The sequence below is a fragment of the Pseudomonas sp. B22129 genome (assembly GCF_044218875.1).
Taxonomy (GTDB): domain Bacteria; phylum Pseudomonadota; class Gammaproteobacteria; order Pseudomonadales; family Pseudomonadaceae; genus Aquipseudomonas.
The window spans coordinates 4,348,983-4,373,016 of record NZ_CP162592.1 but is presented as its reverse complement, the minus strand read 5'-3'; the positions used below and the strand labels follow the sequence as shown (position 1 = coordinate 4,373,016).

The following is a 24,034-nucleotide window of genomic DNA, read 5'->3' as shown; positions in this document are numbered from 1 at the left end:
CTTTCAACGGGTGATCAACCCCGGGTTCTGCAGGACAGCGTTATGGGTTAACGGTCAGGCCGGCGGCAGTGGTGGTCAGCGAAACAATGTTGCAACCGCCGCTCAGTGCCTGGTTGGAGGCCGTCAGGGTGTGAGCTGCAGCGTTCCAGACCACACTGATGGTGGACGGGCCGCAATCAGTGGCTGGAATCACGATGGTTTTCTTGATGGTGTAGCCAACGTTTTCAACCTGGCCGGTGGTGCCGGACAGAGCGGTCAGCTTCCAGCCTGGCGACGGGATGCTTTTCAGGGTCGGCAGACCGCACAGGCCGCCACCGGTCAGTGCCGCGTTATTGATAGTGGCGACGCCACCACTGACCACACCGCTGAAAGTAATGCCACAGGTCACAGAGCCCCCGAAAGAAGACGGTGACTGCACGACGATGGAGCCTGCGGTGGTGGTGAAAGGACCTTCCGGGCTGATCGACGCCGCGCTGGCCATCGAAGCAGCACCCATGCAAACAGCCAGAGCAGTCAACGACACGAGAGTTTTCAAGCTTTTCATTGTTTTTCCTCACATGTTATGGCGAGTCTTTCGCCAGGGGTAATGGCCATGATCGAGAGGTCACGGTGAAACTGCAGAACTTCCCTTTCCAGCCAAATTTCAATTCAGTTACCGCTGCAACATTCGGAGCGTGGGTTACTCAACAACTTTGAAGTTTGGCGGCATCTTGATCGACACCGTCTTGATCTTGCAGTCTTCGCCAATGGGCACATTGGAAGCTTCCAACTTGCCCGTGGCATTGTCCCACGTACCATCGGCCGTTGAGGGGCCGCACTTTCCACCCAGGCCAAAGGCGTGAACATCCACACTGATCTTGGACATGGAACCGCTTTTTGTATCTTTGGCGACCAATACCCACGGCAAGTTAATGGCTTCGACACGGCTGCATTTAAGGCCGCCATCAAACTCAACTTTATCGACATTCACCGACGCACCATCCGCCGCCACCTTGCCGGCCACCTTAATGGTGCAGTCGGCGCTGATCAGCGCGCCTTTGGAGAAGCTGATCGGCCCCTGAGCCGTGAAAACGCTGCCCGCCGGCTCGATGCGGGCGGCCTGGGCCTGGTGATAGACAATCAGCCCGAGGGCGGCCAGTACAATATGGGCGGTAAACGTGGCAGGGCTTTGCATGGTGTACGTCCTTCCCTTGAAATTATTGTTGTAGGGTCAAACAACTTTCTTGCAATACAACCGGTAAATCGTGGGCGATGAACACCTGCGCGGTGTATAAACCCCGCGTCCAACACCCACTGGTTCAATTCAGGTTAAAACGGTTTTGCACTGTTGCTGTACTTCTCCAAATACTTCAAACGCTGTGAAGGCTGAAGATTGGCCAGGGTAATATCCCCGGCATAATGATTGAGCACCCGATGGTCCATTCGGCGGCGCCACAAGTACGGCACATAGGCCCAGACAATCATGCTCGCGTAACCGTAGGGAAGTTGCGGCGATTCATCAAAGTGGCGCAATGATTGATAACTGCGTGTCGGGTTTGCGTGGTGGTCGGAATGACGTTGAAGTTGGAACAGAAAGATGTTGGTCACAATCCGGTTACTGTTCCACGAGTGCCGTGGCGAACAACGTTCATAACGACCATTGGGCAACTTCTGGCGTTTAAGCCCGTAGTGTTCTACATAGTTGACCACTTCCAACAGCGAGAAGCCGTAGATGCCCTGAATGATCAGGAACGGAATCACTGCCGCGCCCAGCCACAGGATCATCGCGCCCCACAACACTGCGCTGTACATCCAGGCACTGAGCACCGCGTTCTTCCAGTGCAAGGCCGGCAGGCCGAGTTTGCGCAGGCGCTCACGCTCCAGGTTCCAGGCCGAACGTGCGCTGAACCACACCGAGCGCGGCAGGAACGCCCAGAAACTCTCACCGAGACGCGAACTGGCTGGATCTTCAGGGGTGGCCACGCGTACGTGATGGCCACGGTTGTGTTCGGTGTAGAAGTGCCCGTAGAAGGTTGGTGCCAACGTAACCTTGGCCAGGAACACTTCCAGCGGTTTGGGTTTGTGCCCCAGTTCGTGGGCGGTATTGATCGCAATCCCGGTGGCCGCGCCGGTAGACATCGCCATGCCCAGGTAGGTGAACCAGGTCACCGCGCCGTGCAGCTCGGTGCGCGCGGTGATGAATGCTGCCGCTTTTGCCAACCCGCTGGAGGGGTCCAGAGTGGCCGTGGCGTCGAGCAGGCCGCCGCTGATGATCCAGTCGATACCGCCCGCGGCGAGCCAGCCGGTGAGTACCACCGACGAGATGACAAACACCACGCCGGTATACACAATCCAGCGATAGTAGCTTTGGGATTCAAGGCCGCTGACGGCAGACTCGGGCGGGTTGCTGACGTCTTCGCCCAGCAAGCCGTCGATCAACGGGATCAGGCCGAAGATCACCAGCACCCCCACCCACCACAGTTGTTGTACGCCGGTAGAAATGGCCAGTGCGCCAGAGAGTAAAGGCGTGGCCAGCGGCATGATGCCCAGCCACCACAGGTGACGTTTGCCGTCGGTCCAGGTCGTTGCGCTCGCCACAGTCTGATTCATGGCAACCTCCGCACACGGAGGGCCGGCAGGCAAACGTGAAAAGCGCTGAACAGGTTCACGGAGCACTGACTGCCCCGAGAAATCAACCATGCGATAAAAGACGTTTTTTTCATTATTTTATTCGCTCTTAGGCACTGCAAAAACTGTTTCAAATAAGACATTGAAATAATTTTTTAAATAAATAGCGCGGAATCGTTAGGTCGTCAACTACTTTCTTGGTGGCTTTTTTACGTGACCGGACAGTCTCTTTTTCAGCCGTTTGGTCAGGTGTCTAAAGCAGGCGTTGACGGGCTTGAACCGCGAGTCGGATGGCACAATTATTTACTCGCCAACGCAAACGTCGGATGCAACACCGTGGCGCTTTCCGGTAGCCGCACACGCTTGGCAACCTGCTCGACCACCGCTGCCACACGCTCCGGCGCCGTGATCGGCAACATATGCCCGCGCCCTTCCACCACCTGCAGCTTCAACCCCGGCACCTTGCTGGCCAGGGCCTGGCCGTGTTTCTGGAAGTCGAGCACCTTGTCACGGGCGCCATAAATCAGCCCGATCGGCAAGCTCAACTGCGGGTAGCGCTTGACCATGCCGGGCAGGTGATCATTGACTGTGTTGATCTCGGTGGAGGCGGCGTAGAAGTTGTCAGGGCGCATACCGAGCAAGCCCCCGCCGCGCGTGGCGAAGTCTGCCGGCGCAGGGTCCGGGGCAAAAACGCCCTTCACCACCGCGCCTTTGGTCAGCAGCCCAATGGGCAGGGTCAAGGTGTGCGCCATCCAGCGTCGCAACAGCACCGGGCGCACCGCCAGTGCCAGAAATACCAGCGGCAGCAGGCGTTGGGGGTGGGTCAGCGGCGCCACCAGAATCAACCCAGACACGGCGTGAGGGTGGTCAAGCGCCAGCGACAGGGCAATCGCTCCGCCCAGGGAATGCCCCAGCACCAGGGGTTTATCCAGGTCCAGGGTCTTGATGAACCCGGCAATTTGCCGCGCCTGGCCCGGCAGGTCAGCGGCTGTCCCGGAATGCCGGGTCGAATAGCCTGAGCCTGGACGGTCGAGGGTGATCACCCGAAAGCGCTCACTTAATTGGCCGGACAGGGCATAGGTCAGGTTGCGACTGCTGCCCATCAGGCCATGGATCATGACCAGCGGTGGGCCCTTGCCTTCCTCCACATAATGAAAGCGCTCGCCCTCTACGTCCACGAAGCGCCCGTTGATCGCAACGGTGGTTTCAATGCGCCTTGTCATCAGGGCACTGAAGGCCCACAGCACGGCACTGACAACCACCACCCCACCCGCAGCGACTACCCAATCGACAGCCATAGCTCGGTCCTCTGCTTCCCTGCTGCTGGCGACCCGACCGGAATTGATCAAGGCCTCAGCCAACGTCCACCCTAAGGTCCGGACTTCCTGCATACCGTGCTCGTCCGTCGGACAAGGCTCATAGGCGCAACAAGGTCCTAGCGTAGGCGTTTTTTTCAGGTAGATTATTTAAAATCTTTTTTAAAATAATTAATTCATTTTTCCTTTGCAATGGTGTTCTATCTAAAAGACTCACAAAAAACAGGAGCACGTCTGATGCCCTCCAAGCGCTCTCGTCATGAGGCCGGCCAATGAATGCCTACAGTGATTTCGTCGATATCGCCATCATCGGTTCAGGTTTCGCCGGCCTGTGCATGGCGATCAAACTCAAGGAAGCCGGGCTCACCGACTTCTTCATCGCCGAGCAGGCCGATACCCTCGGCGGCACCTGGCGCGACAACCACTACCCGGGTTGCGCCTGTGACGTGCAATCCCATGTGTATTCGTTTTCCTTCGCCCCCAACCCGGACTGGACACGACAATTTGCGCCACAGGCGGAGATTCGCGCCTACCTTGAACGATGCGCCCGGCGTTTTGAGCTGGCGCCCTACCTGCGTTTTGGCATGGGCCTTGAGCAAGCGGTATTTGATGAGCAGCAGCAACGCTGGCAATTGAGTTTCAGCGATGGCCGTCAGGTAAGTGCGCGGGTGCTGGTGTCGGGCATGGGCGGCCTGTCGCGCCCGGCGCTGCCAGATATCCCGGGGCTCGACAGTTTCAAGGGCAAACGCTTTCACTCCCAGCAGTGGGACCATGACTATTCGTTGAAGGGCAAACGCGTAGCAGTGATCGGCACCGGTGCCAGTGCCATCCAGTTCGTGCCGCAGATTGCGCCGCAGGTGGCCCACCTGGACCTGTTCCAGCGCACGCCGCCGTGGATCATGCCCAAGCCCGACCGCGAGATCTCGCGCCTGGAACGCTGGGCCTTCAACCATCTGCCGTTCACCCAGCGCCTGGTGCGCGGTGCGTTCTACTGGGCGCTGGAAGGCCGTGTCATTGGCTTCGCCCTGCACCCGCGGTTGATGAAGATGGTGCAGAGAATCGCCAAGCGCCACCTGCACAAACAGGTCGCCCGCCCTTCCCTGCGCAAAACCCTCACGCCGGACTACACCATCGGCTGCAAGCGCGTACTGATCTCCAATGACTATTACCCGGCGCTGTCACGCAGCAATGTCGAGGTGGTGACCGACAAGGTGCTGCGCATTGAAGCCGACGGCGTGATCACCGCCGACGGCATCAAGCACCCGGCCGACTGCCTGATTTTCGGCACCGGCTTCCGGGCGGCCGACCCAGTGTCGCGCGGCTGCATCATCGGCCGCGGCGGTATCGACCTGCTAGACGCCTGGCACGACGGCGCGCATGCCTATAAAGGCACCACCGTGCCGGGCTACCCGAACCTGTTCCTGATCGTCGGGCCGAACACAGGCCTTGGGCACAACTCGATGATTCTGATGATCGAGGCCCAGGTCACCTACATCCTTGACGCGCTGCAGCAAATGCAACGCCAGCGCCTCGCCACGGTCGAGGTCAAACCCGCCGTGGAACAGGCGTACAACACCCAGTTGCAGGAACGGCTCAAACGCACCATCTGGAACACCGGTGGCTGTCAGAGCTGGTACCTCGACCCCCGCACCGGCAAGAACACCACGTTGTGGCCCGGTTCGACCTGGCGCTTCAAGCGCGTGACCCGCCACTTTGCGCTCAAGGACTATGTCGCCAGCCCCCTTCCCGTCAACCCCGCGCCCCGCCCCTTGGCGGCGCCCCACTCCACCGCAGAAGGCAGCCTGTCATGAAGTCATTCAACGGCCGCGTGGCGGCGATCACGGGTGCGGCTTCCGGCATGGGCCGTGCTTTGGCACTGGCCTTGGCACGAGAAGGCTGCCACTTGGCGCTGGCGGACAAGAACAGCCAAGGGCTGGAACAAACGCTGACACTCATCAAAACCTCAACCCTGTGGCCGGTACAGGTCACCACTCAGGTGCTGGACGTGGCTGATCGCCAGGCCGTTGAGGCATGGGCTGCTCGCTGCGTGGCCGATCACGGCAAGATCAACCTGGTGTTCAACAACGCCGGGGTGGCGCTGTCGAGTACGGTTGAAGGCGTGGACTATGCCGACCTGGAATGGATTGTCGGCATCAATTTCTGGGGCGTGGTGCACGGTACCAAGGCGTTTCTGCCGCACTTGAAAGCCAGCGGCGACGGCCATGTGGTCAACACGTCCAGCGTGTTCGGCCTGTTTGCCCAGCCCGGCATGAGCGGCTACAACGCCACCAAGTTTGCCGTGCGCGGCTTCACCGAATCCCTGCGCCAGGAACTTGACCTGCAACGCTGCGGGGTGTCCGCCACCTGCGTGCACCCCGGAGGCATTCGCACCGATATCTGCCGCAGCAGCCGTATCGACGCGAACATGACCGGTTTTCTGATCCACAGCGAACAACAAGCGCGTGCGGATTTTGAAAAGCTGTTTATCACCGATGCCGACCACGCCGCCAAAGTGATCCTGCAAGGCGTGCGCAAGAACAAACGCCGCGTATTGATTGGCCGTGACGCTTACTTTCTGGACGCGCTCGCGCGCCTTCTGCCCGCGGCCTACCAAGCGTTGGTGGTGTTCGCCAGCAAGCGCATGGCGCCCAAGCAACCTGCGCCGGTGTTTGAAACCAACGACGAACCCCGCCTCTGAACAGGAGCACGCACCATGCTGCCGATCCGTCGCGATATCCGCTTTGCCTTGCCTGCCGGGCGCATCAAGAACTGGCACGAACAAGGCCCGTTCATTACACATTTTTTCAACGCGCTATCGCTGCTGTTTCCCCAGGGCGAGCTGTTTTTCATGGACAGCGTGCGCCACTACCGCCAACGCATCGACGACCCGCAATTGAAAAAAGAGATTCAGGGCTTTATCGGCCAGGAAGCCATGCACAGCCGCGAGCACGTGGCCTACAACGACTTGCTGCAAGCGGCCGGTCTGCCCGCCCACACCCTGGACCGGCGCCTGAAGTTCATTCTCGACCTGCAAAAAAAACACCTGCCGCCGTCTTTCAACCTGGCGGTGACCATCGCCCTTGAGCACTACACCGCCATGCTCGCAGAGATCCTGCTCAGCGACCCGTCGCGCTTCGGGCAATCCCTCAAGGGCTACCAGCAAATGTGGTACTGGCACGCGCTCGAAGAAACCGAGCACAAAGCGGTGGCCTTCGATGTGTGGAACACGGTGGTCAAGCCAGGCCTGGGGCGTTATCTGCTGCGTACCGGCACCATGCTGACCACCACGCTGTTTTTCTGGCTGGTGGTGTTTGATTTCCATGTGCGCCTGCTGATAGCCGATCGCAAGTCCGGTGGGCACTTGAAAGGGCTCTGGAGGATGCTCAAATTTCTCTACGGCCCCAAGGGTGTGTTCCCGCGCATGCTGTTGCCGTGGCTGCAGTACTTCAAGCCGGGTTTTCATCCCTGGGACCACGACAACCGCGCACGCCTGGCACGCATCGACGGGCTGGTCGAGGAGATCGAGCAAACCCGCCGCGAGTACGCGTCCGCACAGGTTTAACGCTGCGCCTGCGCGCGCTCGCGTACAAAGCCCTGCATCTGATCGCCGGGCAGTGCCTTGCTGAAATACCAGCCCTGAATAAACAGTTCGGAGCCGGTATTCAAAAAGGCCAACTGCTCGGCCGTCTCTACACCCTCGACCACCACACCCAGGTTCAACGCCTCACAGAAACGCAGCATGCCCGTCAGCACCTGGGCGCCCTTGGGGTCGTGCTGGGCGACGACAAAGCTGCGGTCGATCTTGATGAAATCCACCGGAAACTGGTGCAGGTAACTCAGCGCGGAAAACCCGGTGCCAAAGTCATCGATATACACCTTGGCGCCAATCGCCTGAAGTTTCTGGATGGTCTGGCGCGTAGCCGGCACGTCACTGACCAGCGCATCCTCAGTGATTTCCACCGACACTTGCCCCCGGGCCTGGGCGAGGATCTCCACCAGGCGCTCACCATGGGCGGCGTTCGTCAGGGTGGCGCTGGAAATATTGATGGTCATCGGCAAGGCAAAACCGGCTTTCTGCCATTTCTGATACTGACGTACCGCCTGGGAGGCGACCCAAACGTCCACGTCCGGCATCAACCGCGCTTGCGCCAGCCACTGCAGAAATTCCCACGGCGAGTGCACCGTGCCCTGATTGTCGCGGGCTCGCATCAAGGCTTCACAACCGGTGCATAGGCCTGTGCGGGTGGACACTTGAGGCTGGAATTCCAGGTAGAACTCATAGTCGCAAATCTGCTGGATATGGCTCAGCTCAACCGCCTGGCGGGCCAGGGTCCTGTGGGACGCCAGCACGGGGTCCAGCTCCAGCAACCGGCCTTTTTCTTCGAGGCCGCGAAACGTCATGTCCAGCGATTTGAGGTAGACCGTGCCGCCTTCGCTGGCCTGGCGATGAATGGCGCGGACATAGGGCGCATACACCAAAGTCCCCACCCCCAGCAGTACCACTTGCAGCCCCACGGCGGCCAGGTCGCCGTGAGTGCTGAGGTAAGCATTGAGCAACACCGGCGCCGTAAACGGCACGCTGGCCACCGCCGGCGAAACCCACCCCAGTTGCACCACCGTCAGTGCCACCATGGTGTTGAACGCCGGCACCAGCAGAAACGGAATGAACAGGCGCGGGTTGAGAATGATCGGCAGGCCGAACAGCAGCACTTCGCTGACGTTGAATAACGACAACGGCAAACTGGCCATCGCCAACAGGCGCATGGATTGGCTTTTGGAAAACAGCAGGATCGCCAGCAGCAGGCACAGCGCACCGCCAGAGCCGCCGATAAACGCAAAACAGCCCAACAGCCCGCTATTGAGCGCATACGGAATCGATTCACCCGCTGCTGATGCCGCGCCGTTGAGCAGCACCGCCTGGTCCAGTACATCAAACAGGGGCTGCATGGCATACACACCGTGAATACCGAAAAACCACAGCAGCGAATTCATCAGCGTCACAAACAAGCCGCTGCCATAGGGTGATTGCAGCGCTTCCAGTACCTGCGGCCCCTGGAGTTGCGCCACATAGGGTATCTGCAATAGCAACGACAACAGCACCACCAACGACAACGCAGTGATGACGCCAGGTACCACCATATTGATGGTACCTCGCAAGTTATGGCCGACCAGGTTTTCATTGACCAGGCGGGTCCAGCGCAAGCGATGCAACCAGGCGATTGCCGGCACATTGATCAGCGGTGAAGCAATGGCAATGAACAGCACAAACGTGGCCGAAGCCCGCGGGTACTCACGCAAGACAAAGGTGGCGACCACCACGTGTGCCAGGCACAGGAAAGCGACGGGCAATTGAGGCAAGCGGTACTGGATCGCCAGCATGTAACCGATTGAGGCGGCCACCAGCAGCGGGATGACCGAGCTGATCTGGTTATGCAGCCCAGACAGAAAGGCCACTGCCTGCGGGTCAAAACCCAATACCTTGGCGCACTCGGACAGAACCAGAAAACCGGCCGACACCAGCAAGCAAGGCAAGATCCATAACAGCCCTTCCCGAATGGCGCGCAGCGACTCTGTGCTCGCCAAAGCCGCCAGCCGCTGGGTAAGGAAAAGTTTGAACAGCGTTTGCGCCATGCCCCGCCCCTCTACCCAAGCTCTGTGCCCGCAGGCGGGCCCGAAACTCCCGGTTAACGCCAGATATCCTTTGACCGAGAGCAAAAGATTTTGCCGCAACGCTGGTATTTATTCAGAATTAATTTCTTAACCGTTATGCTTGTCGGTGCGGTACAGGAGCTCAACAACAAGGAGATCAGTTCAAGATGCAACACAAGCTGTCAAACCCGCTGCCCCCCCTCGTGTTCAATGCACTGATGTGGCTGTGTGGGATAACGTTATTGCTCATGCTCAAAACCATGATCGCAAGGCTCGCCGGGGCGATCGATGATGACTGGATGGAATTGGACCTGACCTTGGCATTGTCTGCGTACGTGCTGTTTTTTTTGCTGGAACCCATGCGAACCCGGATCTTTCGTCACTTGGGCAAGCGCACCCGGCGCCGAGAAAAACATTACAGGAGTTAGCCCTTGTCAGAACCCGGCGATAATCACCAGCGCGCCCTGGACAGGTTCCTGATTGAACATCCGGACGTGGCCACGCAACTCGACACGCTGAACCCTCTGGCAGCACAAGCCAAAAAGGAAACCCTGGCCGAGTATCGCGCCGAACGCCTGCATGAAGCATTTGAAGCCGAAGCGGAACGTCAGCACTTGTTTGCCTGGGAACTGACGCTCAAGTTGACGGCCGAGTCCGCCGAAGCCTTTGAGGCGCAGCGACTGGAGGTGCACAAGGAGGTCGCACAGATGGCCGGGTTAAGCTGGGTTGAATACTGCCAATTACATGGGTTGGCCAACTGAGGTCTGCGTTACAGGCACCAGTAGTTCCGGCGGCGGCCCATCACCTGCGCCAATTGCGCGACGGTGATACTTCGGCGTTCAGGGTCCGCCTCCAGCGCCAGACGTAACGCTGGCCAGCAATACCTGGGCAGTTGCCGAGGCGCAGTGAGCTGTCGCAGAGGGCGGTTCACGTCAAGGCGTTCTCCATGAGCCATTTCGTACAGGACGCACGCAACGCCATACAGGTCCGTTGCGGCGGTCGGTTCGCTCCCTGCGAGCAGTTCCGGCGCCGCGTAAACGGGTGTCCAGGCATTGAACCGGCTGCGGCTCAAACACGGCAGGCCCGCCTGCGCCAGGGCATGGCCCAGGCCAAAATCGAACAGGCGTACCCCGTCTTCTCCCACCATCACATTCGCGGGTTTCACATCGCCGTGCAGGACTTGCTGGCGGTGGGTATAGGCCAGGGCCTCCAGCAACTGCACGGCGATGGGTTGCAGTTCACGCCAGGGCAACCCCTGCGGGCACTCTTGAAGCAACCGGTCAAGCGTAATGCCGTGCATCAACTCCATCGTGAAAAAAGCGGCCTGACGGAGCGTGTCGACCTCGAATGAAAATGCGCGCACGACACCTTCGTGGCGAAGACTGCGGGTCAGGGAAAACTCGCTGTACAGCAAGACGTGGGCGTCCGGGCTTTGGGAAAAAGCCTCGCCCAACAGTTTGACTGCCACGTAGGGGCTTGGCTCGCCAAACTGCTCGTGCAACAGATCCCGCGCACGATAAACCACGCCCATGCCGCCCCTGCCCAGCTCGCGCTCAAGGCAGTAACGCCCGGCGAGCACGGTGGGCAGTATCATTTCCTCACTCATCGCTGTACCACCACAGCGGTAAAGTCATCCCGGGCAGACCGGCGCAACGTGCTTGCAAACAAACGATCGACCATCTGCTGCGGCGCCCTTTCATCCAAAGCACTCCCCAAGTCATCGTGGCTGAGTACTTGATAAAGACCATCGGTGCACAACAGAAACACATCACCCGGCCGAGTGCTGAGTTCCAGGACTTCAAGATGCAACGTCGCCCGCGCACCGACGGCGCGGGTCAGGGCCCTGGCGTCGGGATGCGCCCTTGCTTGTGCCACACTCAACTGGCCCTGATCCATGAGGCACTGCAACAGCGAATGGTCCCGGGACAGCTGGTACAAACGCCTCCCTCGCCACAGGTAGCAACGGCTGTCCCCGGCCCACACACACGCTGCACGCCCCTCCTCAAGGAGCAGCACCATCACAGTGCTGCCCACAGTCACGTCACTGTTTGCCGTTGGCTGAGCACCGTTGCCTATCAACCGTCGGTTCACGGCTTGCAAGCGCAACCGGGTCGCATGCACGCGTTGGTCCAGGCTTCCCCCGGCAGGCAATGAAGCCAGGCTGCTTATCACCCATTGGCTGGCTACATCGCCGTGCTGGTGCCCTCCCATGCCATCCGCTACCGCCCAACAACCTTGCTGCGGGCAGTCGAGGTAGGCGTCCTCATTGCGGCGCCTGGCCTGACCTTGCTGCGTGCGCCCGGCACTGCGCCATTGACCGTGCGCGTGGCTCACAGTTGCTCCGGCAACCGGAAGGTTCGCCAGTCGTCAATGTCAAACGGGCTGGGCGTGCGTTGACTCGTCAGCAGGTAGTTGGCGCGCAAACCAGCAAGGTCCGCTTTGAGTATTTGCGCATTGCGCCCGTTACCCGGCTCTTTGTGCAGCAACTCGCCACTTCTGCGAACAACGGTTGGCGGAGCGTCTGGAGGTTGCCGCTCAAGGCACGCCTGCGACAGGCGCGGTGGCTGGCGTCATCGAGCACGTCAGGCAGGCAGCCACTCAATGGGTCAAGCCCGAGCAGCCGGTCAGCAACGAAAAAGACGCCCATAAAGTACTCCGCGCATTGCAGGAGCAGGCCCGTCCTCTATGCAACTGGTGGTTGCGCCAGAGCGCCACTGACTTGCGCGCTTTGCGTCTGGGCCGAACGCTGGCGTGGCTGGTGCTGGTCAGCTACCCGGATGCCAACAGTGAGCGGATAACGGCGCTGCGCGCACCCGCTCCCGACAAGCTCAAGCGTTACCAGGCGCGTTTTGCCCAAGGGCAGTACGCCGATCTGCTGCTTGAGCTTGAGGCCAGCCTGAGTTGCGCATTGTTCTGGTTCGACGGGGTGCGCATGGCTTGGGAGTGCCTTGAAGCCTTGCAGGCAGAGTTGGCCATGACCGAACTGGAAATGAGCTTTGCCCTGCTGTTGCAACGGTTGCCGAGTTTGCCTGAGTTCAGGTTTGACGACGGTACGCCGTTTGCCGACCCCGCAACCTGTGACTGGATCGCACTTCACGTCTTTCGTCACCTGCAAAAAAACGAGTTCCCAAGTGTTGCGGCGCAGGCTGCAACTGAGCCCTGGGAGGTCGCATTGCAGGCACAGTTGCTGAGTTTGCGCACCGACGGGCTCAAGTCGGCGGTAGGCGTGCTCAAGCAAGGCCTGAATGACGCACGCAGCGACCGGGCCCGCTTTCATTGGCGATTGGCGTTGGCCAGGTTGTGCATGCGGGCCGGCAAACACGAATTGGGCAGGATCCAGCTGGAGCAGCTGGATCTTGAACTGCAGCGCAGCGGGCTGGAGCGATGGGAGCCAGAGCTGGCTCTACAGGTTGCCCACCTCCTGCATCGCTGCTATGACCTTTTGCCCCAAGACCAACTGCCTGCGAATCGGCAGCAACAAGGGGGCGTCGTCGCCCAGCCGTTTTCCCCATAATTCATCGAGGCGCACGATGTGCTCCAACAGCGCCTGGAACAGGGGCAATTGCCCGGCCAGTGAAATATTCTGCGTAAACAGCGGGTCCAGCCGCAGCACCAACCAACCGAATGCAGCACAACGGGTCCGTGATTTGGTCGGGTAGATGACTGCCCAATGGTGTTCACACAGGTCGAGCAGCACACCGAGGCCTGCCAGCAGGCCGGGATACGAAAAGCGTTGGTGCAAAGCCCAGGTCAGCCAGACAGCGACTCGCAGATCCTTGGAGTGATCGCGCAACAGGCGCTCACTGATCTCACTGACTGCCGACCAATCCGGCATGCTCGCACCATGAATCGAGTGCACCTTTGCAAGTTCGAATTCCAGCGTTTCATACTCACTCGAAAAGCGCATATCACAGCCAGCAAACACCCCCGACACACAAGGCAGCCGAGCAAGTTCAATGTAGTGAACATAGAGTTTGTCTGAATAAACCATTCGGGATCGCGCACAACTTTCAAAGGTAAAAACAAGCAACCGGAGCGCAATTAAAATACGTCGATGGGTGCTATATGATCTCCGCTCACCAAGAGGCGGAGCAGACGAACCTTAGCCATTCAAAAAACAATCAGCAAGCGCAAGACCTGCACTTAAGTAATTTCCTACAAGTCCTTTAAAATCGAGCATGCGCATTGTTTTGCGCAGCTATATTCGAATAATTACCGCGACTTTTTTGCGCAAACGCCCCTCCATTGAACAAAACCAATGTGCAACTAACTGCGCACTCCTCTGCAAAACAGAACACTAAAAAACCGCCAAAAACGATATATATCTTTTATAAACTTACTCCCTGCCGAGACAAGTCCCTTATTTCATTAGCCCTCGGCATTTCAGGCACGCTTCTTGTTATAGGCATTTGCCCGTTCGGTAATTTCACCGTTCGGTCTACCTACTTAATCAGGCAAGGAAACCACTTATGCCAACACCCGCCTATCTCTCGATCACCGGTGTTAAACAGGGTTTAATCACGGCAGGCACATTCACCCAGGACTCGGTAGGCAACATTTATCAGGAGGGGCATGAAGATCAGATCCTGGTGCAGGCATTTGCCCATCAGGTGATCATTCCCCGCGATCCACAATCGGGTCAGCCGACCGGTCAGCGGGTTCACAAGCCGTTGATGATCAGCAAAGTCTTCGACAAATCCTCGCCGTTGCTATTCAGCGCACTGACCTGCGGCGAAGAAGTGTCGTGCCGGCTGGAATGGTTGCGCACCTCCTCCGCCGGCACCCAGGAGCATTACTTCACGATTGAACTGGAAGGCGCGACCATCGTCGACATTCAATCGCGCATGCCCAATTGCCAGGACCCGGACAACGCCCACTTCACCCATTTGGAGGATGTGTATTTCACCTATCGCAAGATCATCTGGACTCACGAAGTCGCCGGCACCTCCGGCTCGGACGACTGGCGTAACCCGGTAGCCGGCTAAGGTCGACAGTTGCAGGAACGGCTGCCAGGGAAGGCGCCGTTTCCATAAGCTGACTACACCATCGCCAACGGATGCTTACGCTTGGGCGCGCCGAATACGCGGTCGATTGCATCAAGATCGTGCTCATCCAATACGAGGTTCGCAGCACCGGCATTGAGGCGCACATGTTCGGGTGTGACAGCCTTCGGAATCGCAACCACACCGTCCTGGCGCAAGACCCAGGCCAGGGATACCTGGGCGGGCGTGACGTCATGGCGACGGGCGATCTGCTTGAGTGTGGGGCTGGACAGGAGGTCACCACCCTGGGCGATCGGACAATAAGCCATCAACGGCAGATGGTGCTGTTGCCACCATGGCAACAGATCGAATTCGATACCCCGCTCTTCGATGTTGTAGAGCACCTGGTTTGTTGCGCAGGCGGGGGATGCGAGTTCCTGCAGGTCTGCCACGTCAAAATTGGAGACGCCCCAACGGCCGATCTTGCCCGCCTCACGCAGGCGCTCGAAGGCTTCAACGGTTTCTTCGAGGGGGTACTGGCCACGCCAGTGCAACAGGTACAAATCAATATGGTCAGTGCCAAGGCGTTGAAGGCTGGCTTCACAGGCGCGCGGCACACCTTTGTGACTCGCATTGTGGGGATAGACCTTGCTCACCAGAAACACCTGTTCGCGCTTGCCGCGAATGGCCTCGCCAACGACTTCTTCGGCACCGCCCTCCCCGTACATTTCGGCGGTATCGATCAGGGTCATGCCCTCGTCGATACCCAGTTGCAAGGCAGCCACTTCAGCGCGGCGCCGGTCCGGGTTTTCACCCATACGCCAGGTTCCCTGGCCGATGACAGGGACGGGAGCACCGGCCAGATCAATGGTACGCATGACAACCTCCTGATGAGTTCGCGGATTAACAGTGTGGCACTGACCAGACAAAAGGGTTCAATCGAAGTATGGTGAACCCTCGCCAAGTCGCCAGGAAGAAGCTGCAATGCTGTTTGTCGTCATGCTCGGGGGCAAGCACCCCCGCGCTAAAATTGAAGTCCACGATGTGGTATTCGCCGTGGCGGACACGCTGCAAGGTACATATTCACAATTACGCGACGGCTGGTTTGGCAGCCCCAAGGGCGTGCACGTCGACTCGTGGATGATGGTCGATGGCGTCGACGGATGGAAAGTCGAGCTCAGCCATCTGGCCCCGCAGTCCGGCGCGCAACACCTGTACTTCATCAACCTGGGTGGCTACCAGGCCAATGCGTTTGGCGAAGCGCATCATTACCTGCTGACGGTAGCCCGAAATCCGCGGGAAGCCATGAGCAAGGGCAAACAACAGATGCTGCGCACCTGGTCCCAGCCGCACACCGATGGCGTGATGGACATTGACGATTGCCTGCCCATCGACCTGGTCGACGGTCGCTATATCCACCTGGTGCAAGGCCCGCATCGGCCCATCGTCCAGCAAAACGACTACATCGTGCTGCCCTGAACCCTACCCGAACGGGGTATGGCGCCCACCCCTCACCTGCCTGACAGTGCAATCAGCCCCTCGGCCTGATAACAAGCACAACAAAGGTGGGTCCCCATGCACAAAGCCTTTATCGCCCTGTTCATCGCCACTTTGCTGGCAACCACCTCGCTGAGCCATGCCGCCGCCGACCCCGCCAATACCCTGCGCATCTATAACTGGGCGGACTATATCGGCGACACAACGCTGGCCGATTTCGAAAAGGCCACGGGCATCAAGGTGATCTACGACACCTACGATTCCTACGAAACCGTACAGGGCAAATTGCTGTCCGGGCGCTCCGGCTACGACCTGGCGCTGCTGAATGCTTCGCTGGTGCCGCTGCTGATCAAGGGCAAGGTGTTCCAGCCGCTGGATAAATCACAACTGCCCGACTGGAAAAACCTCGACCCTGTCGTGCTCAAGAGCCTTGAAGCCCACGACCCCGGCGTCACCTACTCGGCACCCTATACCTGGGGCAGTAATGGCGTGACCTACAACGTCGACATGATCAAGGCGCGCATGCCGGACGCCCCGATTGGCTCACTCGCGATGATCTTCGATCCAAAAATCGTGTCGAAATTTGCCGATTGCGGGATCACTTTCATGGACTCACCCACCGACATGATTCCGCTGGCCCTGACATACCTGAAGCTGGACCCCAACAGCGTCGCGCCACAGGACCTCAAGGCCGCGCAGGATGTATTGATGGCCGTGCGTCCGTACATTCGAAAATTCGATTCCAGCGGATTTATCAATGGCCTGGCCAACGGCGACCTGTGCCTGGCCACCACCTGGTCGGGGGATTACGCCACCTCTCAGGCGCGGGCAACCGAGGCAGGGGCAGAGGTCAAACTGGACTACTTCATTCCCAGGGAAGGTTCGTTGATCTGGTTTGATAACTTCTACATCCCCGCCGATGCGCCACACGTGGCCAACGCGCACACATTCATCGAATTTCTCCTGCAACCGCAAACCATGGCCGGCGTCAGCAATACCATCCATTACGCCAACAGCAACCTGGCCTCCAAACCTTTGGTCAACGCCGACATCCGCGACAACCCGGCCATCTACCCTGACCCGGCGACGATGCAGCGCCTGTTCACTCAGAAAAGCCAGCCCCAGGCGGCGGTGCGCCTGATCACCCGTACCTGGAATGCCGTGAAGACCGGCAAGTAAACCCAGCCATTGAAGGTAAACGCCATGACCCTGCCAAATCCCGCTTTTTTCGCCCAATTCGACCACGACAAGCTGGACGCCGCCGACAAAGCCCACTACATGCACGGCTTTCACATGTTCGACGAACACCGTGAGCAAGGCTCACTGAACATCGCAGTGGGCAATGGGGCTTACATTTACGACACCCACGGCAACCGCTACCTCGACGCGGTGGGTGGCATGTGGTGTACGAACATCGGCCTGGGCCGCGAAGAAATGGCCGACACCATTGCCCACCAGGTGCGCCAGCTGGCCTACTCCAACCCGTTCTGCGACATGGCCAACGTCACCGCCATCGAACTGTGCGCCAAGCTCGCGAGCCTGGCCCCCGGCGACCTTGATCATGTGTTCCTGACCACCGGTGGTTCGACTGCCGTGGACACGGCCTACCGGCTGGTGCAGTTCTATCAGAACAGCCGTGGCAAACCGGCCAAGAAGCACATCATCTCGCGCTTGAGTGCTTATCACGGCTCGACCTTCCTGACGATGTCCATCGGCAACAAGGCCGCCGACCGCGCCCCTGAATTCGATTTCATGAGCGACCTGTTCCACCACATTTCCTGCCCCAACTATTACCGCGCGCCCGAAGGGATGAGCGAGGCCGATTTCCTTGATTTCCTGGTGAACGAGTTCGAAGACAAAATCCTCACCCTTGGCCCGGACAATGTGGCCGCATTTTTCGCGGAGCCCATCATGGGGTCCGGTGGCGTGATCATTCCGCCTGTGGGTTACCACCGGCGCATGTGGGACATCTGCCAACGCTACGATCTGCTCTACGTCGCCGATGAAGTGGTGACGTCGTTCGGGCGGCTGGGTGCGTTTTTCGCCTCTGAAGACGTCTTCGGCATGCAGCCGGATATCATCACCACCGCCAAAGGCCTGACCTCCGGCTACCTGCCCTTGGGCGCGTGTATTTTTTCCAAGCGCATCTGGCAAGTGATTGGCGAGCCGGGCAAAGGCCGCTGCTTCACCCATGGTTTTACCTACAGCGGCCATCCGGTGAGTTGTGTCGCGGCGCTGAAGAATATCGAGATTATCGAGCGGGAAAACCTGCTGGCTCACGTCGAAGAGGTCGGTGTGTACCTTGAGCAACGCCTGCAAACCCTGGCCGAGTTGCCATTGGTGGGCGACATCCGCTGCCAGCGCCTGATGGCCTGCATCGAGTTCGTCGCAGACAAACGCAGCAAAGCCCTGTTACCAGACGCCGTGAACATCGGCGAGAAAATCCATTTGCGCGCTCAGGCCAAAGGTCTGTTGGTGCGGCCTATCGGGCACCTGAACGTGATGTCGCCACCGCTGATCATCACCCGCACCCAGGTGGATGAAATCGTCGAGACCCTGCGCCAGTGCATCCTCGAAACAGCCGCAGAGCTGCACCAGAGCGGCGAGTATCAAGGCCGATGAGCCATAACGCCGAGCCCGTCTCGGCGTTTTTGCCTGGGTGCTGGCCGGCGGGTAGACTGGCCGGCATGAGCACACCCAGCCCTGCCCCGACCCTGCAACAGCTTGAAGCCTGGCACCATGCCTTGGCCCAGGCGCTCATCCATGTGGACGACGCTTCATTCCTGGAACACCTGGCGGCCGCACTGTGTACCCTCACCCCCATCGAATCGATGATGATCAGCCTGGAGCGCCAGGGCCTGGCGCCGCACTTGCTGTATCAGCAAGGCATCCCGCGGGCCTACCAGGACGAAATCATTCATCGCTATTTTTCCCGTGGTTACCTGCTGGACCCGTTTTGCCTGGCCGTGGACAAGGGCCTCGCCGAAGGTTTCTACCACTTGGCACAAATAGCCCCGGATGACTTCTTCAACAGCGAGTACTACAAAACCTATTACCTGCGCAGCGGCGGCGCGCAGGAGAGCTACTACATCGTCGACCTGTGCCCCCAGAGCAAAATTTCCCTGTGCATGTTTCAAGGGTTGAGCGCCGGGCAATTTACCGCTGAGCAACTGGCGATACAACAGACTGTCCAGGCGATGGTCCGCGCGTTGCTGCGCCGCTTCGGCACCACGGGTGGGCTGGCCGAGGTGATCAGCGATGAAGCCTACTCCCAGACCCAGGCGCACCAGCAAATCGAAGCCGCATTCATGGGCTTTGGCAGTGGTGTGCTGACGGTACGCGAACGCGAAATTGCCCACTTGATCCTGCGCGGTCACTCGGTGAAATCCACCGCCCAAGTGCTGGGTATTTCGCCGGAAACAGTGCGAATGCACCGTAAGAACTTGTACACCAAGCTGACGATCAACTCCCAGGCCGAGCTGTTCGCGCTGTTTATCGAGTGGCTGACCCGCAGCGGTGCCATGGCACGCTCTTGACCCGCTCAGGCAATTGGCGGGAACTTTGCCAGGAAATAACCACCTGAATCGGGTAGGCTCACCGTTTTTAATTCAAGGAGTTACTCCCCATGGCCAAAGCAACCGCCCGTCACATCCTCGTTTCCACTGAAGACAAGTGCAACGAACTCAAGGCCCAAATCGAAGGCGGCGCCGATTTCGCAGAAATCGCCAAAGCCAACTCCAGCTGCCCGTCCAGCCGTGACGGCGGCAACCTGGGGTCGTTCGGCCCTGGCCAGATGGTTAAGGAATTCGACACCGTCGTATTCAGCGCCCCGGTCAACACCGTGCAAGGCCCGGTGAAAACCCAATTCGGTTACCACCTGCTGGAAGTCACCAGCCGCCAGGACTGATCCCCCCTGTGCTGATGCTATAAACAACGGCCCGCCTTTTGGTGGGCCGTTGTGCATGTGATGACTGGCGACGCGTGCGCCGTTAGCGTACAAATCCTTATTCCTGCTCACCCGGCGTTCAAGGCTGATAATGCGACTGGCTTTTCCCACCCTACTGCTTGGTTCTGCCCTGGCCCTGCTGCTGGCCACCTCAGCTGCGATTGCAGCCCCGCAGACCTACCTCACGGTTTACGGCGAACCGGCCAAGTACCCCGCCGGCTTCAGCCATTTTGACTACGCCAACCCGAATGCGCCCAAGGGCGGCAGCCTGAAACGCTCGGCCATCGAGATCGGGCGCTTTGACCATGTACTGCCGTATATCGATAAAGGCATCGGCGTCTCTCAAGTCGACGGTTGGCTGTATGCGCCGCTGGCCCAGCGCTCCCTCGATGAGCCGTACACGGTCTATGGCCTGGTCGCCGAGAAGATGGAACGCGCCGACGACGGCTTGTCGCTACGCTTCTACCTGAACCCCAAGGCACGCTTTGCCGACGGCACGCCCATCACCGCCGAAGACGTGCGCTATAGCTTCGACTTGCTGATGACCCAGGGCAGCCTGCGCTTTCGCACGTTGTTCGCCGACGTCAAGCATGTCGAAGTCGAAGGCGAACGTCAGGTGCGCTTCGACTTTTCCAGCAATGAAAACCGCACCCTGCCGCTGGATATCGCCACCCTGCCGGTGTTTCCCGAGCATTGGTGGAAAACCCGAGACTTCGCCAATGGCGGCGGCTACGAAGCCCCGCTGGGCAGCGGCCCGTACAAGGTCAGCAAGGTCGACTCCGGCAGCACCATTACGTTTACCCGCGACCCGGACTGGTGGGGCAAGGACTTGCCCGTCAGCCGTGGCCTGTACAACTTCGATCACCTGAGCCTTGAGTACTTCGGCGACACCGAAGTGGCGCGCCAGGTGCTGCGCGGCGGCGCCTACGACTTCAACCGCGAGTTTTCCGCCACCGGTTATTCCATCGGCTACAACGGCCCGGCGCTGGATGATGGCAGGCTGCAACGGGACCACTTGGCCAAGGAGATGCCGCAACCGGCCCAGGGCTACGTGTTCAACGTGCAAAAACCGATGTTCAAGGACCGCCGCGTGCGCCAGGCCCTGGCCATGCTGTGGGACTTCGAATGGGCCAACCGGCAGATGATGCGCAATATGTACATCCGCCAGCAGAGCTTTTTCTCTAACAGCCCGTTGGCGGCCAGCCAACCGCCAACCCCGGAAGAACTGGCCATTCTTGAACCCCTGCGCGGCCAAGTGCCCGACGAGGTGTTCACCCAGGTGTTCAAGGCACCCGTCACGGACGGCAGCGGCATGATCCGCGACAAACAGCTGCAAGCCCTGGCCCTGCTGGAGCAGGCTGGCTGGAAACCCAAGGGCGATAAATTGGTCAACGCCGAGGGCGAGCCGCTGGAGTTCACTTTCCTCAATGCGCAGGCCGGCCTTGAACGCCTATTGTTGCCCTACAAACGCAACCTGGCGCAGATCGGTATCACCCTGAACATCCGCCGCATCGACTCTTCGCAGTACGTGAACCGTATGATGGCGCGCGATTACGACATGATCGTGGTCGGCTTCCCGGTCACCACCTCGCCGGGCATGGAGCTGTACAACTACTTCGGTTCAGAGGCCGCATTCGACCCAGGCGCCAACAACTACATGGTGCTCAAGGACCCGGCCGTCGACACATTGATCAAGGGCCTGGTCAAGGCCAACACCCAGGCGCAGATGCTCACCTACGCCCATGCCCTGGACCGCGTGCTGCAATGGAACTATCTGTGGATTCCCAACTACTACCCGCCCGGCACCTCCGCCGCGTGGTGGAACCGCTTCGGCCGCCCGGCCATCGAGGCCAAGAACGACGAAGCCCTGGAAACCTGGTGGGAAATCAGCCCTACCCCGCTGACGAATGAACAAATGAGCGCTGAGCTGAAAAAACGCGGAGGTGCACGCTGATGTTTGCTTACATTGTGCGGCGCCTGCTGCTGATCATTCCGACGCTGGTGATCATCCTGCTGGTGAATTTCGTCATCGTGCAGGCTGCGCCCGGTGGCCCGGTCGAACAGGCCATCGCCCACCTGCAAGGCATTGGCAGCGGTGCCGTCGGCGGTTCCTCCGGCGAAGGCATCAGCAGTGGCTCACGCGCCAGCCGAGGCCTGGACCCCAAGCTGATCAAAGACATCGAAAAACAATACGGCTTCGACAAACCCGCGCCGGAACGCTTGTGGCTGATGCTCAAGAGCTACGCCAAACTGGATTTTGGTAACAGCTTCTTTCGCGGCAAGACGGTCATCGACCTGATCCTGGAAAAGATGCCGGTGACCATCTCCCTGGGCCTGTGGGCCACACTGATTACCTACCTGGTGTCGATCCCCTTGGGGATTCGCAAGGCCGTGCGCCACGGCAGCAGCTTTGACGTGTGGAGCAGCACAGCCATCGTCATTGGTTACGCGATGCCGGCGTTTCTGTTTGCGATGTTCCTGATCGTGGTGTTCGCCGGTGGCACTTCACTGAACTGGTTCCCGGTGCGCGGGTTGGTGTCGGAGAACTTCGACGAACTGAGCACGGTCGGCAAGGTTGCCGATTATTTCTGGCACTTGGTATTGCCCGTCACCGCGCTGGTCATCGGTGGCTTTGCCACGCTGACCATCCTCACCAAAAACTCCTTCCTCAATGAAATCACCCGCCAATACGTGGTCACCGCCCGCGCCAAAGGTTTGAGCGAACGCCGCGTGCTGTACGGCCATGTGTTTCGCAACGCAATGTTGCTGGTGATCTCGGGAATTCCCCAGGCGTTTATCAGCGTGTTTTTTGCCGGTTCGCTGCTGATCGAAGTGATCTTTTCACTCGATGGCCTGGGCCGCATGAGCTACGAAGCGGCGGTGTCGCGAGACTATCCGGTGGTGTTTGGCTCGCTGTTTATCTTCACGTTGTTCGGCCTCTTGATAAAACTCATCGGCGACCTCTGCTACACCCTGGTGGACCCGCGTATCGACTTCGCCGCGAGGAACGCCTGATGCTGAATCTGTCTCCCGTAGCGCGCCGGCGTTTCGAACGGTTCAAGAAAAACCGTCGCGGCTGGTGGTCGCTGTGGTTGTTCATCGGCCTGTTTATCCTGACCCTGGGCGGCGAGCTGATCGCCAATGACAAGCCCTTGGTATTGAGCTTCAAGAACGAGCTGTATTTCCCGGTGTTCAAGCGCTACACCGAGCAGGAATTTGGCGGGCAACTGCCGTTCCAGGCCGACTACCGCAGTGACTACGTGCAAAACCTGATCAAACAGGACGGCGGCTGGATGCTGTTCCCGCCGATCCCGTTCAGCGACGACACCCCCAATTACGAACTGAGCCGCCCTGCCCCCAGCCCGCCTTCGTTGGTGAACTGGCTGGGCACCGATGATCAGTCGCGGGATGTGTTGGCGCGGGTGATTTTTGGCGCGCGGGTCTCCATTCTGTTCGCGCTGGCACTCACCGCGATCAGTGCCGCCATCGGCATCGCGGCCGGTGCTTTGCAGGGCTACTACGGCGGCTGGGTCGACTTGCTCGGCCAGCGCATCCTCGAGGTGTGGTCAGGCCTGCCGGTGCTGTACTTGCTGATCATATTGTCGGGCTTTGTCGAGCCCAATTTCTGGTGGCTGCTGGGCATCATGGCGCTGTTTTCCTGGCTGGCGCTGGTGGATGTGGTGCGCGCCGAGTTCCTGCGCGGGCGTAACCTGGAATACGTCAAGGCCGCGCGGGCCTTGGGCCTGGGCGACGGCAAGATCATTCGCCGGCATATCCTGCCCAATGCCATGACCGCCACGCTGAGCTACCTGCCGTTTATCTTGACCGGGGCGATTTCCACCCTCAGCGCCCTGGACTTCCTCGGTTTTGGCATGCCCGCAGGCAGCGCTTCACTGGGCGAACTGATCGCCCAGGGCAAGCAGAACCTGCAGGCGCCGTGGCTGGGGCTGACGGCTTTTTTCACCCTGGCGCTGATCCTGTCGCTGCTGGTCTTTATCGGCGAGGCGTTGCGTGACGCCTTCGACCCCCGCTCATGA

At 59.4% G+C, this 24,034-nt stretch carries 23 protein-coding genes and 2 pseudogenes; 15 read left to right on the top strand and 10 right to left on the bottom strand.

The genetic code is table 11. From position 1 onward, the window contains the following. Positions 1–40: 40 nt before the first annotated feature. The 4 genes from praB to AB4P94_RS20200 all read right to left on the bottom strand — a co-directional run bounded on the left by praB (position 41) and on the right by AB4P94_RS20200 (position 3,905). The gene (praB, locus tag AB4P94_RS20215; protein WP_395607103.1) at positions 41–544 is read right to left on the bottom strand and encodes an alkane oxidation protein activator PraB; all 504 of its coding nucleotides are present in this window, start codon (positions 542–544) and stop codon (positions 41–43) included. Between the two features lie 135 nt (positions 545–679). Continuing rightward, a complete protein-coding gene (praA, locus tag AB4P94_RS20210) occupies positions 680–1,174 on the bottom strand; it encodes an alkane oxidation protein activator PraA (RefSeq protein ID WP_395607102.1) in 495 nt (164 codons plus the stop codon). Between the two features lie 134 nt (positions 1,175–1,308). Then, positions 1,309–2,589: an alkane 1-monooxygenase gene (locus AB4P94_RS20205; RefSeq protein ID WP_395607101.1), complete on the bottom strand. Its 1,281-nt coding sequence runs from the start codon at positions 2,587–2,589 to the stop codon at positions 1,309–1,311. A gap of 317 nt (positions 2,590–2,906) precedes the next feature. Continuing rightward, positions 2,907–3,905: an alpha/beta fold hydrolase gene (locus tag AB4P94_RS20200; RefSeq protein WP_395607100.1), complete on the bottom strand. Its 999-nt coding sequence runs from the start codon at positions 3,903–3,905 to the stop codon at positions 2,907–2,909. Between the two features lie 290 nt (positions 3,906–4,195). Here AB4P94_RS20200 and AB4P94_RS20195 point away from each other — a divergent pair, with 290 nt between their 5' ends. The 3 genes from AB4P94_RS20195 to AB4P94_RS20185 are packed head-to-tail and all read left to right on the top strand — an operon-like array spanning position 4,196 to position 7,485. Continuing rightward, positions 4,196–5,734: a flavin-containing monooxygenase gene (locus AB4P94_RS20195; protein ID WP_395607099.1), complete on the top strand. Its 1,539-nt coding sequence runs from the start codon at positions 4,196–4,198 to the stop codon at positions 5,732–5,734. Next, complete coding sequence (locus AB4P94_RS20190; protein WP_395607098.1) at positions 5,731–6,621, top strand: SDR family NAD(P)-dependent oxidoreductase; 891 nt, start codon at positions 5,731–5,733, stop codon at positions 6,619–6,621. The genes AB4P94_RS20195 and AB4P94_RS20190 overlap by 4 nt, the downstream gene beginning before the upstream one ends. A 15-nt stretch (positions 6,622–6,636) precedes the next feature. Then, complete coding sequence (locus AB4P94_RS20185) at positions 6,637–7,485, top strand: metal-dependent hydrolase (protein ID WP_395607097.1); 849 nt, start codon at positions 6,637–6,639, stop codon at positions 7,483–7,485. Here the strand turns inward: AB4P94_RS20185 and AB4P94_RS20180 are convergent. After that, the gene (locus tag AB4P94_RS20180; protein ID WP_395607096.1) at positions 7,482–9,554 is read right to left on the bottom strand and encodes a PTS sugar transporter subunit IIC/EAL domain-containing protein; all 2,073 of its coding nucleotides are present in this window, start codon (positions 9,552–9,554) and stop codon (positions 7,482–7,484) included. The genes AB4P94_RS20185 and AB4P94_RS20180 overlap by 4 nt on opposite strands. A gap of 185 nt (positions 9,555–9,739) precedes the next feature. Between AB4P94_RS20180 and AB4P94_RS20175 the strand changes: the two genes are divergently transcribed. Both AB4P94_RS20175 and AB4P94_RS20170 read left to right on the top strand, forming a co-directional pair. Beyond that, positions 9,740–10,000, top strand: a complete 261-nt coding sequence (locus AB4P94_RS20175; RefSeq protein WP_395607095.1) for a hypothetical protein — start codon at positions 9,740–9,742, stop codon at positions 9,998–10,000. A gap of 3 nt (positions 10,001–10,003) precedes the next feature. Next, positions 10,004–10,333: a DUF6388 family protein gene (locus tag AB4P94_RS20170; RefSeq protein WP_395607094.1), complete on the top strand. Its 330-nt coding sequence runs from the start codon at positions 10,004–10,006 to the stop codon at positions 10,331–10,333. Between the two features lie 8 nt (positions 10,334–10,341). On the opposite strand, the gene AB4P94_RS20165 is transcribed toward AB4P94_RS20170, so the two are convergent. From AB4P94_RS20165 to AB4P94_RS20155, 3 genes and pseudogenes are all read right to left on the bottom strand, one after another. Then, positions 10,342–11,166, bottom strand: coding sequence for a serine/threonine-protein kinase (locus tag AB4P94_RS20165; RefSeq protein WP_395607093.1), 825 nt, complete (start codon positions 11,164–11,166; stop codon positions 10,342–10,344). Positions 11,167–11,174: 8 nt separating this feature from the next. After that, complete coding sequence (locus AB4P94_RS20160) at positions 11,175–11,906, bottom strand: PP2C family protein-serine/threonine phosphatase (protein ID WP_395607092.1); 732 nt, start codon at positions 11,904–11,906, stop codon at positions 11,175–11,177. Further along, positions 11,903–12,058: pseudogene (locus AB4P94_RS20155) on the bottom strand (hypothetical protein); the annotation flags it as partial. The pseudogene AB4P94_RS20155 and the gene AB4P94_RS20160, both read right to left, overlap by 4 nt. 17 nt (positions 12,059–12,075) lie before the next feature. Here AB4P94_RS20155 and tssA point away from each other — a divergent pair. Next, positions 12,076–13,086, top strand: a pseudogene (gene tssA, locus AB4P94_RS20150) (type VI secretion system protein TssA); the annotation flags it as partial. Here the strand turns inward: tssA and AB4P94_RS20145 are convergent. Continuing rightward, positions 12,976–13,563, bottom strand: a complete 588-nt coding sequence (locus AB4P94_RS20145) for a type VI secretion system ImpA family N-terminal domain-containing protein (protein ID WP_395611365.1) — start codon at positions 13,561–13,563, stop codon at positions 12,976–12,978. The pseudogene tssA and the gene AB4P94_RS20145 sit on opposite strands and share 111 nt — an antisense overlap. 478 nt (positions 13,564–14,041) lie before the next feature. Between AB4P94_RS20145 and AB4P94_RS20140 the strand changes: the two genes are divergently transcribed. Beyond that, positions 14,042–14,557: an Hcp family type VI secretion system effector gene (locus tag AB4P94_RS20140; RefSeq protein ID WP_395607091.1), complete on the top strand. Its 516-nt coding sequence runs from the start codon at positions 14,042–14,044 to the stop codon at positions 14,555–14,557. A gap of 53 nt (positions 14,558–14,610) precedes the next feature. On the opposite strand, the gene AB4P94_RS20135 is transcribed toward AB4P94_RS20140, so the two are convergent. Beyond that, positions 14,611–15,432, bottom strand: coding sequence for an aldo/keto reductase (locus AB4P94_RS20135; RefSeq protein WP_395607090.1), 822 nt, complete (start codon positions 15,430–15,432; stop codon positions 14,611–14,613). A gap of 106 nt (positions 15,433–15,538) precedes the next feature. On the opposite strand from AB4P94_RS20135, the gene AB4P94_RS20130 reads away from it, so the two are divergent. The 8 genes from AB4P94_RS20130 to AB4P94_RS20095 all read left to right on the top strand — a co-directional run bounded on the left by AB4P94_RS20130 (position 15,539) and on the right by AB4P94_RS20095 (position 24,034). Next, positions 15,539–16,033, top strand: coding sequence for a DUF1543 domain-containing protein (locus tag AB4P94_RS20130; protein ID WP_395607089.1), 495 nt, complete (start codon positions 15,539–15,541; stop codon positions 16,031–16,033). 96 nt (positions 16,034–16,129) lie between these two features. Further along, on the top strand, positions 16,130–17,230 hold the full coding sequence (locus tag AB4P94_RS20125; protein ID WP_395607088.1) for a polyamine ABC transporter substrate-binding protein: 1,101 nt from the start codon (positions 16,130–16,132) through the stop codon (positions 17,228–17,230). Between the two features lie 24 nt (positions 17,231–17,254). Beyond that, a complete protein-coding gene (locus tag AB4P94_RS20120; RefSeq protein ID WP_395607087.1) occupies positions 17,255–18,673 on the top strand; it encodes an aminotransferase in 1,419 nt (472 codons plus the stop codon). Between the two features lie 65 nt (positions 18,674–18,738). Next, positions 18,739–19,587, top strand: coding sequence for a response regulator transcription factor (locus AB4P94_RS20115; protein WP_395607086.1), 849 nt, complete (start codon positions 18,739–18,741; stop codon positions 19,585–19,587). An 89-nt stretch (positions 19,588–19,676) separates the two neighbouring features. Continuing rightward, positions 19,677–19,958, top strand: a complete 282-nt coding sequence (locus AB4P94_RS20110; RefSeq protein WP_010210937.1) for a peptidylprolyl isomerase — start codon at positions 19,677–19,679, stop codon at positions 19,956–19,958. Between the two features lie 130 nt (positions 19,959–20,088). After that, on the top strand, positions 20,089–21,951 hold the full coding sequence (locus AB4P94_RS20105; RefSeq protein WP_395607085.1) for an extracellular solute-binding protein: 1,863 nt from the start codon (positions 20,089–20,091) through the stop codon (positions 21,949–21,951). After that, a complete protein-coding gene (locus AB4P94_RS20100) occupies positions 21,951–23,012 on the top strand; it encodes a microcin C ABC transporter permease YejB (protein ID WP_395607084.1) in 1,062 nt (353 codons plus the stop codon). Before AB4P94_RS20105 ends, AB4P94_RS20100 begins: the two co-directional genes overlap by 1 nt. Continuing rightward, positions 23,012–24,034, top strand: a complete 1,023-nt coding sequence (locus AB4P94_RS20095) for an ABC transporter permease (RefSeq protein WP_395607083.1) — start codon at positions 23,012–23,014, stop codon at positions 24,032–24,034. The genes AB4P94_RS20100 and AB4P94_RS20095 overlap by 1 nt, the downstream gene beginning before the upstream one ends.

Bases quoted from the DNA above. Each gene is read 5' to 3' on its own strand.
- praB (WP_395607103.1), bottom strand. From the start codon at position 544: ATGAAAAGCTTGAAAACTCTCGTGTCGTTGACTGCTCTGGCTGTTTGC.
- praA (WP_395607102.1), bottom strand. From the start codon at position 1,174: ATGCAAAGCCCTGCCACGTTTACCGCCCATATTGTACTGGCCGCCCTC.
- AB4P94_RS20205 (WP_395607101.1), bottom strand. From the start codon at position 2,589: ATGAATCAGACTGTGGCGAGCGCAACGACCTGGACCGACGGCAAACGT.
- AB4P94_RS20200 (WP_395607100.1), bottom strand. From the start codon at position 3,905: ATGGCTGTCGATTGGGTAGTCGCTGCGGGTGGGGTGGTGGTTGTCAGT.
- AB4P94_RS20195 (WP_395607099.1), top strand. From the start codon at position 4,196: ATGAATGCCTACAGTGATTTCGTCGATATCGCCATCATCGGTTCAGGT.
- AB4P94_RS20190 (WP_395607098.1), top strand. From the start codon at position 5,731: ATGAAGTCATTCAACGGCCGCGTGGCGGCGATCACGGGTGCGGCTTCC.
- AB4P94_RS20185 (WP_395607097.1), top strand. From the start codon at position 6,637: ATGCTGCCGATCCGTCGCGATATCCGCTTTGCCTTGCCTGCCGGGCGC.
- AB4P94_RS20180 (WP_395607096.1), bottom strand. From the start codon at position 9,554: ATGGCGCAAACGCTGTTCAAACTTTTCCTTACCCAGCGGCTGGCGGCT.
- AB4P94_RS20175 (WP_395607095.1), top strand. From the start codon at position 9,740: ATGCAACACAAGCTGTCAAACCCGCTGCCCCCCCTCGTGTTCAATGCA.
- AB4P94_RS20165 (WP_395607093.1), bottom strand. From the start codon at position 11,166: ATGATACTGCCCACCGTGCTCGCCGGGCGTTACTGCCTTGAGCGCGAG.
- AB4P94_RS20145 (WP_395611365.1), bottom strand. From the start codon at position 13,563: ATGGTTTATTCAGACAAACTCTATGTTCACTACATTGAACTTGCTCGG.
- AB4P94_RS20140 (WP_395607091.1), top strand. From the start codon at position 14,042: ATGCCAACACCCGCCTATCTCTCGATCACCGGTGTTAAACAGGGTTTA.
- AB4P94_RS20135 (WP_395607090.1), bottom strand. From the start codon at position 15,432: ATGCGTACCATTGATCTGGCCGGTGCTCCCGTCCCTGTCATCGGCCAG.
- AB4P94_RS20130 (WP_395607089.1), top strand. From the start codon at position 15,539: ATGCTGTTTGTCGTCATGCTCGGGGGCAAGCACCCCCGCGCTAAAATT.
- AB4P94_RS20125 (WP_395607088.1), top strand. From the start codon at position 16,130: ATGCACAAAGCCTTTATCGCCCTGTTCATCGCCACTTTGCTGGCAACC.
- AB4P94_RS20120 (WP_395607087.1), top strand. From the start codon at position 17,255: ATGACCCTGCCAAATCCCGCTTTTTTCGCCCAATTCGACCACGACAAG.
- AB4P94_RS20115 (WP_395607086.1), top strand. From the start codon at position 18,739: ATGAGCACACCCAGCCCTGCCCCGACCCTGCAACAGCTTGAAGCCTGG.
- AB4P94_RS20110 (WP_010210937.1), top strand. From the start codon at position 19,677: ATGGCCAAAGCAACCGCCCGTCACATCCTCGTTTCCACTGAAGACAAG.
- AB4P94_RS20105 (WP_395607085.1), top strand. From the start codon at position 20,089: ATGCGACTGGCTTTTCCCACCCTACTGCTTGGTTCTGCCCTGGCCCTG.
- AB4P94_RS20100 (WP_395607084.1), top strand. From the start codon at position 21,951: ATGTTTGCTTACATTGTGCGGCGCCTGCTGCTGATCATTCCGACGCTG.
- AB4P94_RS20095 (WP_395607083.1), top strand. From the start codon at position 23,012: ATGCTGAATCTGTCTCCCGTAGCGCGCCGGCGTTTCGAACGGTTCAAG.